Source organism: Mycobacterium sp. IDUB_5, assembly GCF_055419565.1.
Map to the genome: position 1 here is coordinate 508881 of NZ_JBVAXX010000002.1, position 16372 is coordinate 525252.

16 protein-coding genes and 2 pseudogenes are annotated in these 16372 nt (G+C 67.0%); 8 read left to right on the forward strand and 10 right to left on the reverse strand.

The window, feature by feature from the left end; all coding sequences use genetic code 11:
- Positions 1-13 precede the first annotated feature (13 nt).
- Positions 14-2029: an acyltransferase family protein gene (locus ACZY1G_RS07595; protein WP_463815212.1), complete on the reverse strand. Its 2016-nt coding sequence runs from the start codon at positions 2027-2029 to the stop codon at positions 14-16.
- Between the two features lie 72 nt (positions 2030-2101).
- Positions 2102-3550: an NAD-dependent succinate-semialdehyde dehydrogenase gene (locus tag ACZY1G_RS07600; protein WP_463822031.1), complete on the reverse strand. Its 1449-nt coding sequence runs from the start codon at positions 3548-3550 to the stop codon at positions 2102-2104.
- A gap of 50 nt (positions 3551-3600) precedes the next feature.
- On the opposite strand from ACZY1G_RS07600, the gene pgi reads away from it, so the two are divergent.
- On the forward strand, positions 3601-5253 hold the full coding sequence (pgi, locus tag ACZY1G_RS07605; RefSeq protein WP_463822032.1) for a glucose-6-phosphate isomerase: 1653 nt from the start codon (positions 3601-3603) through the stop codon (positions 5251-5253).
- Positions 5254-5336: 83 nt separating this feature from the next.
- Here the strand turns inward: pgi and ACZY1G_RS07610 are convergent, their stop codons facing one another.
- The 7 genes and pseudogenes from ACZY1G_RS07610 to ACZY1G_RS07640 all read right to left on the reverse strand — a co-directional run bounded on the left by ACZY1G_RS07610 (position 5337) and on the right by ACZY1G_RS07640 (position 9165).
- On the reverse strand, positions 5337-5864 hold the full coding sequence (locus ACZY1G_RS07610) for a hypothetical protein (protein WP_463822033.1): 528 nt from the start codon (positions 5862-5864) through the stop codon (positions 5337-5339).
- Positions 5857-6144, reverse strand: coding sequence for a helix-turn-helix transcriptional regulator (locus ACZY1G_RS07615; protein WP_463815208.1), 288 nt, complete (start codon positions 6142-6144; stop codon positions 5857-5859). The genes ACZY1G_RS07610 and ACZY1G_RS07615 overlap by 8 nt, the downstream gene beginning before the upstream one ends.
- A 100-nt stretch (positions 6145-6244) precedes the next feature.
- Positions 6245-7066: a glycoside hydrolase family 16 protein gene (locus ACZY1G_RS07620; protein WP_463815207.1), complete on the reverse strand. Its 822-nt coding sequence runs from the start codon at positions 7064-7066 to the stop codon at positions 6245-6247.
- Between the two features lie 30 nt (positions 7067-7096).
- Entirely contained in the window at positions 7097-7846 is a 750-nt protein-coding gene (locus ACZY1G_RS07625; RefSeq protein ID WP_463815206.1) for an SDR family oxidoreductase, read from the reverse strand.
- Between the two features lie 73 nt (positions 7847-7919).
- Complete coding sequence (locus tag ACZY1G_RS07630; protein ID WP_463815804.1) at positions 7920-8393, reverse strand: zinc finger domain-containing protein; 474 nt, start codon at positions 8391-8393, stop codon at positions 7920-7922.
- Between the two features lie 138 nt (positions 8394-8531).
- Positions 8532-8777, reverse strand: a pseudogene (locus tag ACZY1G_RS07635) (DNA-formamidopyrimidine glycosylase family protein); the annotation flags it as partial.
- Between the two features lie 4 nt (positions 8778-8781).
- Positions 8782-9165, reverse strand: a complete 384-nt coding sequence (locus ACZY1G_RS07640; protein ID WP_463815205.1) for a phage holin family protein — start codon at positions 9163-9165, stop codon at positions 8782-8784.
- Between the two features lie 125 nt (positions 9166-9290).
- Here ACZY1G_RS07640 and ACZY1G_RS07645 point away from each other — a divergent pair.
- From ACZY1G_RS07645 to ACZY1G_RS07675, 7 genes and pseudogenes are all read left to right on the forward strand, one after another.
- Positions 9291-10193 (forward strand): annotated as a pseudogene (locus ACZY1G_RS07645) (AurF N-oxygenase family protein); the annotation flags it as partial.
- Positions 10193-10921, forward strand: coding sequence for a DUF4873 domain-containing protein (locus ACZY1G_RS07650; protein WP_463822034.1), 729 nt, complete (start codon positions 10193-10195; stop codon positions 10919-10921). The pseudogene ACZY1G_RS07645 and the gene ACZY1G_RS07650, both read left to right, overlap by 1 nt.
- A 66-nt stretch (positions 10922-10987) precedes the next feature.
- Positions 10988-11860 (forward strand): LLM class flavin-dependent oxidoreductase, encoded by an 873-nt coding sequence (locus tag ACZY1G_RS07655; RefSeq protein ID WP_463815203.1) that lies wholly within the window; start codon positions 10988-10990, stop codon positions 11858-11860.
- A 24-nt stretch (positions 11861-11884) separates the two neighbouring features.
- The gene (locus ACZY1G_RS07660) at positions 11885-12595 is read left to right on the forward strand and encodes a class I SAM-dependent DNA methyltransferase (RefSeq protein ID WP_463815202.1); all 711 of its coding nucleotides are present in this window, start codon (positions 11885-11887) and stop codon (positions 12593-12595) included.
- Between the two features lie 67 nt (positions 12596-12662).
- A complete protein-coding gene (locus ACZY1G_RS07665; protein ID WP_463822035.1) occupies positions 12663-13004 on the forward strand; it encodes a hypothetical protein in 342 nt (113 codons plus the stop codon).
- Positions 13005-13073: 69 nt separating this feature from the next.
- Positions 13074-14492, forward strand: coding sequence for a sugar porter family MFS transporter (locus tag ACZY1G_RS07670; RefSeq protein ID WP_463815200.1), 1419 nt, complete (start codon positions 13074-13076; stop codon positions 14490-14492).
- Positions 14493-14511: 19 nt separating this feature from the next.
- Positions 14512-15147: a VOC family protein gene (locus ACZY1G_RS07675; RefSeq protein WP_463815199.1), complete on the forward strand. Its 636-nt coding sequence runs from the start codon at positions 14512-14514 to the stop codon at positions 15145-15147.
- Here the strand turns inward: ACZY1G_RS07675 and ACZY1G_RS07680 are convergent, their stop codons facing one another.
- Entirely contained in the window at positions 15148-16308 is a 1161-nt protein-coding gene (locus tag ACZY1G_RS07680) for an aromatic ring-hydroxylating oxygenase subunit alpha (protein WP_463822036.1), read from the reverse strand.
- Between the last annotated feature and the right edge of the window lie 64 nt (positions 16309-16372).

A 16372-nucleotide genomic window follows, 5' to 3' on the forward strand; every position in this document is an offset into this window, starting at 1 on the left:
AGACACGCCGAAATCACCGCGGCTTGACCGCGTCGACCAGCCAGGGCGTCAGCCACTCGACGGCTTCGGGCGTGGGGTGCACGCCGTCGGCGCGCACCACCATCCCGTTGACCTTCGCCTGGTAGTAGCCGTTGGGGCTGAGCTTGCGGTTCAGGTCGAGCACCGTCACGTTGGGGCGCGCTTCGGTGACGTTGCGCAGCAAGGTGTTCCACGCATCGACCCGCTTGGGTTGATCCTCGGGATAGAGGCTGCCGTCGGCCTTCTCCGCACGCCGGTTGTACGGCTCGGTCGTGACGACGATCCGGGCGCCCGTGGAGCCCAGGATGTCGAGGGCGCGGGTGAGCTCGCCGCGGAGGTAGGCGTCGTAGCCGGGCTCGCCGATGTGGGTCCAGCTGCCCTCGTTCATCCGGTCGACCACCTCCCACCGGCCGACCATCAGCAGAACCACATCCGGTTTCTCGTAGCCGATGCGCTGTGCCCACCGCGCCGGCCAGGAATCGCATTCGGGCTTCTGCTGGAGTTCCTGACCCACGTACTCATACGGCCCGCCGCGCGCGATGCCGCAGCCGATCGTGGTGAAGTCGGCGAAGTCGACCCCAGGGGTGTCGGGCAGGTACCGCATCATCGTCCACGCGACCGAGTCGCCGAAGACCGCCACCCGCACGTCCCCGGGAGCCCGCTGGCGCGCCGGCTGGGTGACCGCGACCGGAATCTCGGGGGCGACGAGCGCGGCCGAATCGATCAGCGGGCCGGTGCCCGGCTTGGGGAAGGGCACGCCGGAGGGGAGCACGGTCATCGCCACGACCGCCGCGGTGGCGGCCGTCGCCGCCGACAGCCGCAGCATCGGGACGAACGTCGGACGCCAATCCCGGATCGGCTGCTCGATCAACCACCACGAGACCGCCGCCACCGCCACGGTCGCCGCACAGCGGAGCGCGAACAGCTTCCAACCCTCGGACCCGGTGCGTTCACCGTTGAGCAGCAAGAAGAGCGGCCAGTGCCACAGGTAGACGCCGTAGGAGATGGCACCCAGGCCCACCAGCGGCCCCATCGACAGCATCCGCGCCGCCGGGCTTGTCTGATCCAGCGCCACCGGGGCGATCACCAGCACGGCCGCCACGGCGACCACGATCAGCAGTCCGCCCCGGAACTCGGCCGCCGTCCCGACGGCCAGATGCGCCGCCGTCGCCAGCACCAGCAGCCCGAGGACCGGGAGCACCCAGGCCAGCCAGCGGGTCCAACGGGAGCGCAGCGTCACCAGACCGGCTGTCATGCCGCGCCAGTCACGCACCACCAGCGCGGCCGCAGCAGCGCCGACGAGCAGAGCCTGCATGCGGGTATCGGTCCCGAAGTACACGCGGTGCAGCGCGTCGTCGGAGGCCAGCGCGACCGACGCGGCCGCCGAGCCGAGGACGCCGAGCGTGGCGACGACGAACACCGCGGTGCGGACCATCGTCGGGGTGACCGGGACGCCACGGCGGTAGGCGATCGCGCCGAGCCCCGCGACGATCCCGGCGATCAGCAGCGGCCACAGCAGGTAGTACTGCTCCTCCACGCCGAGCGACCAGGTGTGCTGCAGCGGTGACGGTGGCGCGCCGGTGGAGAAGTAGTCCGTCTGCTGCGCGACGAACATCCAGTTCGACATCCAGAACAGTGCGGCGACGGCGTCCTCACGCAGACCGGCGACCGATTCCGGGGCGAACAGGTCGCGCGCAGCCACGACGGCCAGCACCATCACCACGAGTGCGGGCAGCAACCGGCGGGCGCGGCGCACCCAGAACCCCCGCAGCCCGATCCGCCCCGTCCGGGTCGTCTCGTCGATCAGCAGCGACGTGATGAGGAACCCACTGAGAACGAAGAACACGTCGACGCCGAGGAATCCCCCCGGCAGTCCCGGCACTCCGCCGTGGTCGGCGAGCACCAAGCCGACCGCGATGGCCCGCACCCCGTCGAGCGCCGGTATCCCCTGGCCCGAACCGACATAGCGGCGTGGGCCCACCCGGATCGGCGCCGCGCTCACGGCAGTCAACTCCTGTGGCCCTCCTTGCCTTCGAACAAGGAAGCCTAGGGAGGATCGGGCGCCGAATCCGGAAGGCGCGCGCTACTTCGTCAGCGCAATGTACTTCGTGTCGAGGTACTCCTCGATGCCCTCGCTGCCACCTTCACGACCGAACCCGGATTCCTTGACTCCGCCGAACGGCGCGGCCGCATCGGAGATCACGCCGCGGTTGACGCCGACCATGCCGGATTCGATGCCCTCGGCTACGCGCAGGGCGCGATCCAACGACTGGGTGTAGACGTAGGCGGCCAGCCCGTACTCGGTGTTGTTGGCCGCGGCCACCCCTTCTTCTTCGGTGTCGAACCCGGTGATCGGTGCGACGGGCCCGAAGACCTCTTCCTTGAGGATGCGTGCGTCTGCCGGTACGTCGGTCAGCACCGTGGCCGGGTAGAAGTTCCCAGGCCCATCCGGCGCGACGCCGCCGACGGCGACGGTCGCGCCGCGGGAGACCGCGTCGGACACGAGCTCGGTGACCGTGGCGACCTGCTTGGCGTTGATCAGCGGGCCCAGCGTCGACGACGAATCGAGGCCCTTGCCGAGGGTGAACTCGCTCATCCGCTTGACCAGCTTGTCGGTGAACTCCTCGCGCACCGCGTTGGCGACGTGGAACCGGTTGGCCGCGGTGCACGCCTCGCCGCCGTTGCGCATCTTGGCCAGCACCGCCCCGTCGACCGCGGCATCGACGTCGGCGTCGTCGAACACGATGAACGGCGCGTTGCCACCCAGTTCCATCGACGTCCGCAGCAGCTTGTCCGCGGACTGCTTGACCAACGCCTTGCCGACGCCGGTGGAGCCGGTGAACGTCAGCTTGCGCAGCCGGCCGTCGTTGATCAGTGCCTCGGTGACGCCGCCGGGATTGCTGGTCGGCAGGATCGACAGCACACCCTTGGGCAGGCCGGCCTCGTCCATCAGCTTGGCCAGCAGCAGCATCGTCAGCGGGGTCTCCTGCGCCGGCTTGACGATCATCGTGCAGCCGGCAGCAAAGGCGGGCCCCATCTTTCGGGTGCCCATGGCCAGCGGGAAGTTCCACGGCGTGATGGCGTAGCAGGGTCCGACGGCCTGTTTGGTGACCAGGATGCGCCCCGTCCCAGCGGGACTCGCGGTGTACCGGCCGTCGATCCGGACCGCCTCTTCGGCGAACCACCGGAAGAACTCCGCACCGTAGGTGACCTCGCCTTTGCTCTCGGCGACGACCTTGCCCATCTCCAGCGTCATCAACGCCGCGATGTCGTCGGCGCGTTCGGTGATCGTCTCGAACACCGCCCGCAGGATCTCGCCACGCTTGCGCGGCGCCGTGGCGGCCCACTCGGCCTGCACTGCGCAGGCAGCGTCGAGTGCGGCACGCGCGTCGTCGGGGGTGGCGTCGGCCACCTTGGTGATCACCTGATCGTCGCTGGGGTCGAGCACGTCGAACGTCGACGAACCCTGCCGCTCCTCACCACCGATCCAAAGACCGGTGGGAACGGAGTTCAACAGGGTGGTGGTATCCATACCCCACGTCTTACACCCTCGGTCAAGTGGACCGCACTAGGGTTCTTTTCATGGGCTCCTCCGACATCACGGCCACGCCGGCATGGCAGGCACTGTCCCGGCACCACGAACAGATCGGCGGCACCGATCTACGTCAGCTCTTCGCCGACGATCCCGCGCGGGGAAGGGAGCTGACGCTGACCGTCGGCGACCTCTACATCGACTACAGCAAGCACCGCGTGACCGGCGAAACGCTGAGCCTGCTGCTGGATCTGGCGCGCGAAGCCGGGTTGCCGGAGAGGCGCGACGCCATGTTCGCCGGTGAGCACATCAACACCTCGGAGGACAGGGCGGTTCTGCACACCGCGCTGCGGTTGCCCCGCGACGCGGCGCTGAGCGTCGACGGCCAGGACGTGGTGGCCGACGTGCACGAGGTGCTCGACCGCATGGGCGACTTCACCGACCGGCTGCGTAGCGGCGAGTGGCGCGGCGCGACGGGTGAGCGCATCACGTGCGTGGTCAACATCGGCATCGGCGGCTCCGACCTGGGTCCGGTGATGGTGTACCAGGCGTTGCGCCACTACGCCGACGCGGGCGTCTCGGCGCGCTTCGTGTCGAACGTCGACCCGGCCGACCTCGTCGCCACGCTCGACGGACTCGACCCGGCCGCAACGCTTTTCATCGTCGCGTCGAAGACGTTCTCGACGCTGGAGACGCTGACCAACGCGACGGCGGCACGACGCTGGCTCACCGACGCGCTGGGCGATGACGCGGTGAGCAAGCATTTCGTGGCCGTGTCGACGAATGCGAAGTTGGTCGACGAGTTCGGGATCGACACCGCCAACATGTTCGGCTTCTGGGACTGGGTGGGCGGCCGCTACTCGGTCGACAGCGCCATCGGCTTGAGCGTGATGGCCGTGATTGGCAAGGAGCGATTCGCCGAGTTCCTGGCCGGCTTCCACCTCGTCGACGAGCACTTCCGCACCGCCCCACTGGAGGCCAACGCGCCGGCGCTGCTGGGGTTGATCGGACTCTGGTACAACAACTTCTTCGGTGCGGAAACCCGTGCGGTGCTGCCGTATTCGAACGACTTGTCCCGGTTCGCCGCGTATCTGCAGCAGCTGACGATGGAATCGAACGGCAAGTCGGTGCGCGCCGACGGGTCACCGGTGACGACGAGTACGGGTGAGATTTTCTGGGGTGAGCCCGGCACCAACGGCCAACACGCGTTCTATCAGCTGATCCACCAGGGCACCCGGCTGATCCCGGCCGACTTCATCGGATTCAGCGAGCCCACCGATGACCTGCCGACCGCCGATGGCACCGGCAGCATGCACGACCTTCTGATGAGCAACTTCTTCGCCCAGACCCAGGTGCTGGCCTTCGGCAAGACGGCCGACGAGATCGCGGGCGAGGGCACGGCATCGAATGTGGTGCCGCACAAGGTGATGCCGGGCAATCGGCCGAGCACCTCGATCCTGGCGACCAAGCTGACTCCGTCGGTGGTCGGCCAGCTGATCGCGCTCTATGAGCATCAGGTGTTCACCGAGGGTGTGGTGTGGGGCATCGACTCGTTCGACCAGTGGGGTGTGGAGCTGGGCAAGACCCAGGCCAAGGCGCTGCTGCCGGTACTGACCGAGGATGATTCGCCTGCGACGCAGTCGGATTCGTCGACCGACGCCCTGGTGCGCCGCTACCGAGCGGAGCGAGGTCGATCAGCCTGAGCCGAGCGGAGCGAGGTCGATCAGCCTGAGCCGAGCGGAGCGAGGTCGATCAGCCTGAGCCGAGCGGAGCGTGGTCGCTCGGTCTAGGCGTCGGGGTCGGGCCGCGTCCAACCCAGGATCATCGCGGGGGTGCACCCGCCGATGAGCAGGACGGTCAGCGCCATGAGCCCGCCGGCGTAGGCCATGTCGGTGTCGGCGCCGCCCGTGGCGGTGGCCCCGAAGATCAGGTAGGCCACAGGCACCATCATCAGGTACTGGGTCACGGTGAGGCCGATGGATCGGGCGCTGTTGCGTTGTGCGAGTTCGTATTCGTCGAGGGTCAGATGGGGCGCGTCGCCCTGACGGCCCGACACGATCTGCAGCATCACCCAGATCGGCAGGAACGCCACGGTGGCGGGCAACCACAGCAGCGGCGCCCAGCTCAGCCCGAACGCACAGAGCACGCTGACGACGAACATCACCGTGAATGTGGCCGCGAGGAGCATGACGAGCGCGCGGCGGCGGCGCTGCGTCCGCCACGCGGGAAACCACTCGGCGTAGCGCTTTTCGTTCCTGACGAACTGTCGCGTGCGGTAATCCTGGTACCGGTCGATCAGCGTCACGTCAGGCATGGTCGGTCCCTCCATTGCGGTTCCGGGGGTAGAGCGCCGTCGACAAGGGGGTGAACGGTTCGCGGGAGAAGACCGCCTCGACGGGGAGGTCGAACACTGCGCAGATGCGGAAGGCCAGATCGAGGCTCGGGAAGTGGTCGCCCCGCTCGAGCGCGCCGACGGTCTGTGGGTTGACGTCGATGAGGTCGGCCAGCTGTGCCCGCGACATCCCCCGCTCGGCCCGAAGCACGCCGATGCGGTTGTGGATAGGGAAGGTTTCCCCCCGTCGCACTGGACTCATACAAGCAATTGTTGGGAAAACCCAACAGCGTGTCAAGCCGCGTGGTGATTTCGGCGTGGTTTTCGTCGGCGACCGACGGCAATCTACGCCGAAATCGCGATTACCAGACGCGGACGTAGTCGATCAGCATCTCGGCCGGATAGCTGCCACCGCGCGGGTCGCCGCCGCCTGAGCCCGCGACGGCCAAGTCGAGGATCGGGAACAGCTGATAGCCCGGCTCGTTGAACTGCCAGTCGGGCAGTGCATGTGCCGGCACGTCGAAATACGGTGCGGCGCCGTCGGTGTAGTCCCGCCAGAACCGCATGCCGGCGTCGTCCCACTGCACCCGCCAGGTGTGCCACGCGCTGTCGACGGAGATGGTCTGGCTGACGTGCTCGCCGCCGTTGAGCTTGGCGTGCACCGCCGTTCCCGGCGCCCAGCTGCCGTTGCCGTACCACTCCATGATGTCGACTTCGCCGCCGTTGACGGGGTTGTTGTTGGCGAGGTACCACGCCGGCCAGCAGCCGGGGGTCAGGCAGTTCAGCTTGATGCGGGCCTCCCAGTTGTGGCCGATGCCGCCACGGAAGGTGCCGAAGATCTTGCCGCTGTAGTAGGTGTCGCCGTCCTTGGCAGCGTGGAACACCAGGTTGGACTTGCCGTCGAGGTAGACGTTACGACGGTCGTCGCGGTACTGGCCGACGTTGCCGGGCAGCTCCCAGTACGTCGGGTCCTCCATGGACTCACGCGCGGTGGCGATCTCCCACTTCGACCGGTCCGGCGCGGAGCCGGCGGGGCCGTCGAAGTGGTCTTCGAACAGGTACTTTCCCGGGGGCGGCGGCGCGGCCGGTGGCGGAGTGGCCCGGGACGTCGCTGTCGGGAGAGCCGCGCCCAGCAGGCCGATCCCGGACATCACCATCAGACTGCGGCGGTCGAGATTATGCATCCGACGATGAAAGCACGCGTTCCTGTGGGTTCAGGCGAAGCGTTTGGTGTATTTCGGCGGCAGCAGCTTCATCACCTCGACCAGCGGCCACCACGGCCAGCCCGGCACGACGGCGCGGCCCTTTTCCTTCTCGATGGCGTCCACCATCGCCTTGACGCCGGTTTCGTTGTCGACCATCAGCATCGTCGAGTTCGACTTGGCGGTCATCTCCGACTCGATGTAGCCGGGCTCGAGCACCGTGATCTTGATGGGTCCCGACGGGTACTCCGCGCGTAGCGACTCCCCCAGCGACGTGACGCCGGCCTTGCTGGCCGCGTAGGCAGCCTTGTGGCCGGGCACGCCGACATTGCCCAGCACCGAGGAGACGAGGACGAGGTGGCCCTTACCTGCGGCCTTGAACATCTCCAGCGCGGTCTCGATCTGTACAAGGGCGGCAACGAGATTCGTCTCGAGCGTGGCCTTGTTGGCCCACAGTTTGCCGCCGCCGAGCGGATAGCCCTTGCCGATGCCGGCGTTGACGATCACGCAGTCGATACCGCCGAGTTCCTCGGCGAGTTCGGCGAAGACCTTGGGCACCTGGTCGTGGTCGTTGACGTCGAGGGCGGCGACGGCGACACGCACGCCGGGATACCGCGAGGTGATCTCGGTCCGCAGTTCGTCGAGGTTGTCGAGGCGACGGGCGCACAGCGCGAGGTCGCGGCCCTTGGCGGCGAACTGGCGGGCCATTCCGGCGCCCAGCCCGGAGCTCGCACCGGTGATCAGGATCTTCTGCCGAGTCATTGCGGCAGGATAACCGAGTTAGACAACTGCGCCGAAATCGAGCGCTCCACCCCGCCGCGGGTTGGTGCCCGAGCTATTTCAACAGGCGGGACATTCGCCGGTCGGCGAGCACCTTGCCGCCGGTCTGACATGTCGGGCAGTACTGGAACGACTTGTCGGCGAACGAGACCTCCCGCACGGTGTCGCCGCAGACCGGACACGGCATGCCGGTCCGAGCGTGCACCCGCAACCCGGATCGCTTCTCACCCTTGAGCGTGGCGGCCTGCTGACCGACCGAGCGGGTCACGGCGTCGGTCAGGACCGAGACCATCGCGTCGTGCAGCGCGGCGAGCTGCGCCTCGGTCAGCTTGTTGGCCGTCGCGAATGGCGACAGCTTGGCCACGTGGAGGATCTCGTCGCTGTAGGCGTTGCCGATCCCGGCGATCACCTTCTGGTCGGTGATCACGGTCTTGATGCGCCCGGAGTTGCTCCGCAGCACATCTGCCAGGCCGTCGACGGTCAGCGCCAGCGCATCGGGCCCCAACGACGCGATCTGCGGCACGGCCATCGGGTCGGTGGTCAGCCACACCGCGAGCCGCTTCTGCGTGCCGGCCTCCGTCAGGTCGAAGCCGAGGCCCTCGTCCCCGAGGTGCACCCGCAGCGCGATGGGTCCTTTGCCCGGTTTCAGCGGTGTCGGCGACAGCTTGTCCGACCAGCGCAGCCAGCCGGCACGCGACAGATGAGTGATGAGGTGTAGCTCGCCGGCCTGCAGGCCGAGGTACTTGCCCCACCGGTTCGCGGCGGTCACCTCCCGGCCGTGCAGCGCGGACAGCGGCGGATCGAAGGTCTTGAGCACCGACAGCGCGGCGACGTCGACGCGTCGCACGGTCTGCCCGACCGCGTGCCGGCGCAGATGGTCGGCGAGCGCTTCGATCTCGGGCAGTTCTGGCATCTGTTCAGTCTGCCTTCACGACCAGCGACAGCACCCAGCTCACGATCGACAGCACGATCGCCGCCCAGATCGCGGTCCACCAGAAATCGTCGATGAACAGACCCCAGTGGGTGGTGTGCTCGGTGATCGACGAGGTGATCCACAGCATCAGCGCGTTGATCACGATGTGGATCAGGCCGAGCGTGAGGATGTAGAGCGGGATCGAGATGATCTGCACGATCGGCTTGATGATGGCGTTGACCAGCCCGAAGACGATGGCCACCACGAAGATGATGCCGATGCGCGCCGGAGTCGAGTCACCTCCGACGAAGGCGATTCCCGGGACGACCAGGGTGACCACCCACAGCGCCACCCCGGTGAGCGCGGCACGCAGCAGAAACGACGTCACGGTTGTCATCATGCCCGTCGGCGCCGACAGGGGCGAGTACCAAAGGTATGCGGTACCGCGGGTATTGACATCACGGCGCACCGCTCCCTACCGTCATGATCATCACGGCCGAAGGGATGTCGACGATGACAGCTCCACCCGCCCAGCGCAGCCCCACGACACGCGACGGATTCGCCGACCGCCTGCTCAAGGGCTCGGTGAAGAAGTCCTACGCGCCCGTCGTCGACATCGACTGGGACGCCCCACTGGAGCCGGACAAGTTCTTCCTGCCCCCCAAAGTGGTGTCCCTGTATGGAACCCCGTTGTGGGACAGCATGTCTCGCGAAGAACAGATCGAGCTGTCGCGCCAGGAGCTGGCGAACACGCTGTCGGCGGGCATCTGGTTCGAGAACATCCTCAACCAGGCCCTGCTGCGCAAGATGATGCATCAGGACCCGACCGCGCGCGCTACCCATTACGAGCTCACCGAGCTGGGCGACGAGACCCGCCACATGGTCATGTTCGGCAAAGCGATCGAGCACATCGGCGCAAAACCGGTGCGGCCCAGGCTGTATCAACGCGTGATGATCAACATGCTGCCGTTCGCGTTCCGGGGCTCGCTGCTGTGGGTGGCCGCTCTGGTCGGTGAGGAGATCTTCGATTCCCTGCAGCGGCAGATGATGGACGATCCCGAACTGCAGCCACTCGTGCAACGTCTGATGCGCATCCACGTCACCGAGGAGGCGCGCCACATCCAGTTCGCCCGCGACGGTCTGCGCAAGCGCGCACCGCAGCTGGGGCGGCTGTCGCGCATGTGGGTGGGCAACATCAACGGCGCCGGCGGGTTGTTCTTCCGGCATCTGTTCACCAACCGGGTGCAGTACTCGCGGGTGGGTCTCGACCCCGACGAGGCGCGGCGCATCGCGCGCAGCAGCCCGCATCGCCGCGAGGTGCAGACGCTGGGCTTCGCACCGCTCGCGGCGTTCCTCACCGAGGTCGACCTCATGGGACCGCTTGCACGCCGCGTGTGGCAGCGCACCGGGTTCCTGTGACCGAGACGGTCATGTACGTCAGCGGCTCCGTCGCTGCCGAGTTCGACGAGGGGACACACACCTGGCAGGTGGGTGACCGCACGGCGCGTGTCTTGATCGCGACCGACGGCACGCTGCCGGCGGGCACCGCGGCACCGTCCGACGGCCTCCTTCCCTACCTCGGGGTTGCGGTGGCCGGGGTGCCCAACTACTTCCTGCTGTCGGGACCGGACACCGCCGCGCAGAAGAGCTACATCGCCAAATGCCTGGACCACCTCGGCCGCACCGGGGGCTCGCGGATCGAGGTGCGCCCGGCCTCGCAACACATCTTCAACCGGCGCGGCCGAGCCGGGGAGCACCGCGGCGGACGGTACTGGCGCGCGGTCGGCGCGAAGATCCCGTCGGCGTTCGAGGTCGAGCGGCTCAGTGACGAGCTGCCCGATGATCTGGACGACGCCGTCTACGACGGGATCGCGACGGTCACCGTCGACGGGCACGAGGTCAAGGCGCGGGTGCGGCTCACCGGGCAGCTCGACCCGATCGACGGCCTTTTCCATTGGCGCGGAACGCTGTTGACTGAGCTCGCGGACATCCGGATACCGTCCGACGTGGACATCGCCGCAGACGGCGAGTCGGTCCGCGCACGACTGACGGAACGGACCACGCAGGGCGGCATCACGGTCATGGGCACGGGCACTCCCCCGTTCGCGCTGGCGACCACCGACATCGAGGTCCCCATCCTGTAAGACGGTTGCGCCCCGCAGAATCTAGAACACGTTCTAGTGTGTGGTCAGCGACGACCAGGAGGCGATGTGCGGTTCACCTTTGCAGAAGCCATGACCGACCCGACGTACTACATCCCGCTGGCCAAGGCGGCCGAAGCGGCGGGCTACCACGCGATGACGATCCCCGACAGCGTCGCGTATCCGTTCGAGTCGGATTCGACCTATCCGTACACCCCTGACGGCAGCCGCGAATTCCTCGACGGGAAAGCTTTCATCGAGTCGTTCGTCCTCACCGCGGCGCTGTGCGCGGTGACCACCACGCTGCATTTCAACCACTTCGTCCTCAAGCTGCCGATCAGGCCGCCGGCGCTGGTCGCCAAGCAGGCCGGTTCGCTGGCCGCGCTGTTCGACAACCGACTGGGCCTCGGCGTCGGCACCAGCCCGTGGCCGGAGGACTACGAATTGATGGGTGTGCCGTTCGCTCGCCGCGGCAAGCGGATGGACGAATGCATCGAGATCATCCGCGGCCTGACCTCGGGCGAGTACTTCGAGTTCCACGGGGAGTTCTACGACATCCCCAAGACCAAGATGACCCCGGCGCCGTCGCGTCCCGTACCGATCCTGATCGGTGGGCACGCCGATGCGGCACTGCGGCGGGCGGCCCGAAACGACGGCTGGATGCACGGCGGCGGCGACCCGGAAGAGCTCGACGGGCTGCTGGCCAAGCTCGCCCGCTTCCGCGAGGAGGAGGGCAGCGCAGACAACGACGACTACCAGATCCATGTCATCTCGATCGACGCGTACACCCTCGACGGCGTCAAGAGGCTCGAGGACAAGGGCATCACCGACGTCATCGTCGGCTTCCGGATCCCCTACATCACCGGTCCCGACACCGAGCCGCTCGACACCAAGATCCGCAACCTCGAGATGTTCGCCGAGAACGTGATCGCGAAGCTGTGACGGCCCGTGGGTAGAGTTCGGTCGATGACACGCGGCGCCTACGACGTTCCCGACGCCTTCGATGCCGGCGCCGACGCCTACGACGGACTGGTCGGCGCGAACCCGGGCTATCACGAGCACCTCCGGCAGTCGGCGCAGCGTATGGCCCTGCCGGATCAGGGCCGCGGGCTGCGGCTGCTCGACATCGGCTGCGGCACCGGCGCCTCCACGGCCGCGCTGCTGGAGGCGGCGCCGCACGCGGAGATCATCGGCGTCGACGGGTCGGCCGGAATGCTGGCGCAGGCACGGGCCAAACAGTGGCCGGATTCGGTCAGGTTCGTGCACAGCCGCGCCGAAGGTCTGACCGAGGCCGGGGTCACCGGACCGTTCGACGGCATCCTCGCGGCCTATCTGGTGCGCAACCTGCCGGACCCCGATCCGGTGCTGCAGACACTGCGCGGACTGTTGACCCCCGGCGGCGTCTTCGCCGCGCACGAGTACTCGGTGCGCGATTCCGCCGTCGCCCGCGTGACATGGAATCTGGTCTGCGCGGCCATCATCATCCCCAGCGGCAAGATTCGTTCGGGCGACGCGGGGCTCTACCGCTACCTACGCACCAGCGTCAACGACTTCGACGGAGCCACTGCGTTCCGGGAACGCCTGCAGCGCAACGGTTTCGTCGACGTACGCAGCGAGACGGTCTCGGGTTGGCAGCGCAACATCGTGCACACGTTCCTGGCCCACGCGCCTCGCTGACACGCCGCGCGTCCACTTCCTACGGTGTGACGGGATTAACACGGCCGAGGTTGGGGCACACACCGGCATGGCTTTCAAACTCACGTACTCGGACGGGCAGGAATCCACGCACGACGACGACACCGTCTGGGAGCTCGACGACGGTGTTCTGAAGCTCGGCCGCGAAGAGGGCAAGTGGTCTGTGCTGCTGTCGCCCAGCCATTGGGCGGTCCTCGAACTCGTCACGTCTTCGTCGTCGGATTCTGACGACGACAAGAAGGACGACGATAAGGACTCCGACAAGAAGGACTCCGACAAGGACGACGACGACAAGAAGGACTCCGACAAGAAGGACGACGACGACAAGAAGGACTCCGACAAGAAGGACGACGCCGAGGATTCCGACAAGTCCGAGAAGGACGACGATTAGTCACGGAATCCAGTGCGCTGCAACGACGCTCGTCGCTGCAGCGCGACGCCGAACGTCAGGAGTCCTCGGATGAAGTCCCACGACACCGCCGCGTCCGATCACGACAGGGCCACCGCTTCGGGCCAGCTGACCGGCGCCGCGATCATCGTCGCACTCGTGTCGGCGGTGTCGGGCATGCTCTACGGCTACGACACCGGCATCATCTCTGGGGCGCTGCTTCAGATCACCAAGGACTTCGGTATCGAGGAGTCGTGGAAGCAGGTGATCGCGGCGAGCATCCTGCTTGGCGCCGTGATCGGCGCCCTGACCTGTAGCTATCTCTCGGAGAAGCGGGGTCGCAAGGGCACGCTACTGATGCTTGCGGCGGTGTTCGTGGTCGGCGCACTCTGGTGCGCAGTCGCACCGAATCCGTTCGTGCTCTCGCTCGGTCGCCTTGTCCTCGGGTTCGCCGTCGGTGGCGCGACGCAGACCGCACCGATGTACGTCGCCGAGCTGGCGCCACCGAAATACCGTGGCCGGCTGGTGCTCTGCTTCCAGATAGCGATCGGTGTCGGCATCGTGATCGCGACGATCGTCGGCGCCACCGAACACATTCCGTGGCGATGGTCGATCGGCGCGGCCGCGGTCCCTGCCGCGATCATGCTCCTGCTGTTGCTCCGACTGCCCGAGAGCCCGCGATGGCTGGTGAAGAACGATCGCGGCGACGATGCCCGCGACGTCCTCGAACGCGTTCGCCCGTCGGGTTACGACGTCGACGGTGAGCTCGAGGAGATGGAAGAGCTGACGCGCAAGGAGCAGACCGCGAAGACCCGCGGGTGGCCGGGGCTCCGCGAGGCATGGGTGCGTCCCGCTCTCGTCCTCGGTTGCGGCATTGCGATTTTCACGCAGCTCAGCGGTATCGAGATGATCATCTACTACTCGCCGACCATCCTGACCGACAACGGCTTCTCCGAGTCTGTGGCTCTCGAGGTGTCGGTTGCTCTCGGGGTCAGCTATCTGGTGGCTCAGCTGGTCGGTCTGTCGATCATCGACAAGGTGGGCCGGCGCAGGCTCACCCTGATCATGATCCCCGGCGCCGCGGCGAGCCTGTTCGTGCTCGGCACGCTGTTCGTGACCGGTAACAGCGATCGGGACTCGATACCCTTCATCATCGCGTGCCTGGTGGTGTTCATGCTGTTCAACGCCGGCGGTCTTCAGCTGATGGGGTGGCTGACCGGCTCGGAAACGTATCCGCTGGCGGTCCGGCCGGCAGGCACGGCTGTGCAATCCGCGGCGCTGTGGGGGACGAATCTGCTCATCACGCTGACCCTGCTGACGCTCATCAGCGGCATCGGCGTCGGTCCGGCGATGTGGCTCTACGGATTGTTCAACGTGGCGGCATGGCTCTTCGTGTACTTCCGGATGCCCGACCTGACCGGCCGCAGCCTCGAGGAGATCGAGAGCAAGTTGAGCGACGGAAAGTTCCGTCCCGCCGACTTCGCCCGTTGATCTGACACACTCGGCGCTCATGACGCTGCGCATCGCCACGCTGGAGGTGGCCGATCCGCCATCGGCCTGGGCCGAGGCCGGATTCACCGTGCGTGCCGATGGAATGTGCGCGGTCGGCGACGTGGGTATCCAATTGGTCGGCCGCGACAACGGATTCGGCATCGTCGGGTGGTCACTGGATGGCCTTCCACCCGGTGTGGGTGAGGACGTGGACGGGATCGCTACGACGAGATCCGGTGCCGCTGCGACCCCGCCGGCGGTTCACCGCAACGGCGTCACCGTCATCGACCATGTCGTGCTGATGTCGCCGGATCTCGACCGGACGGTCAGGGCGCTCGGCGGCCTGGGCGTGCAGCCGCGTCGCCAACGCGATGCTCATCTCGGCGAGCGGCCGATCCGGCAGATCTTTTATCGGTTCGGCGAGACGATCGTCGAAGTGGTCGGCTCACCCGGTGTCTCGGGCCAGGGCCCGTCGACGCTGTGGGGCATCACCTATGTGGTCGACGACATCGAGGAGTCGGCCCGGTTCTTCGGTGACCGAACCTCGCCGATCAAGGCGGCCGTGCAGCCCGGTCGGCGGATCACCACGCTGCGCCACCACGAGGTGGGCATGACAGTGCGCACGGCGTTGATGTCAGCGCCGCGGCGGTCGTGATTAGGACAGGGCGATACCGAGCTCGTCGGCGAAGACCTTGATCATGTGCTGAACGGCAATCTCGTTGCGGCCGATGATCATATGATCGTGCTGGCCGCGGCGCACCCCCTCGCCGCACTGCGGCAGCATCGCGAAATCCTCGTCGCGCACCGCGGCGTGCACGCTGTCGTAGATGGTGTCGTAGGTCGCGCGCATCTCATCGTTCTGCGCGGGAATGCGCGCCATCCAGCTGTGCCGGACGGTGCAGCGGGTCGGCTCGCCGTCGGGCAGGATGTCGATGATCTCCACTCCGACTGGGCTGTTGGCGAGAATGAGGTTCGGGTAGATCCAGTAGATGACGCCCATGTTCGTCGACGGGTCGCGCGGCCCCGCGGCGTCGGTGTCAAGGTTGGTGATCCACGTGAACGGGAAACCGATGCGGTGGTGTCGGCCGTACTCGTCGTAGATTGCGGTGTTGGCCAACGTGTTCTGTCCGATCACACTCTGACCGTGGACGAACGGGAAGTGGTAGCCCTCGGCGAAGGCCTCGAGCGCACCTTTCCATGAGACGCCGGACGTGAATTCGCGTTCTGTGTGATAGCCGTAGGACGCGAAGTTCCACCGCTCGAGTTCGGGCCCCATGGTTCCGAGATGAGCGTCCAGGTCCATCGTCGCGTCGGCCGACAGTACCGCCCAGATGAAGCCGTAGCGCTCCTCTGACGGCAGTTCGACGAGACCGTAGTCCTTCAGGTTCATCGAATCGAACCCTGCTCTGCCGGGGACCATGAAGAGCTCGCCGGTGTTCTTGTAGGTCCATGCGTGATAGGGACAGACGAATCGTGACGCATTGCCGGATCCGCAGGCCGGCATGGCGCCCCGGTGCCGGCAGTAGTTCAGCAGCACGCGGCTGACTCCATGTCGGTCGCGGGTGATCAGCAGGGAATCTCCGAGCACCGAGCGGACGACGTAGTCGTTGGCGTTCTGCACCTGCGCTGACGGCGCGATCGCGAGCGGGACCCGACGCAGGATCTGCGACTCCTCGACGTCGGTGGTCTTCGGATCGCGGTAGTAGTGCAGCGGCACCCGCAACTCGCGGTCGGCCATGTCGGTGGTGCCGGCGAGCGCGTGCGCGAGCGCCCGCTCGGTCAGCACCTCGTCGTCGCAGTGGGCAGGAGCATCCATTCCCTGACCATACATCTCTAGTGGAATGTATTGTCAATGGTCGATACCGGGTCGTGCGACGATC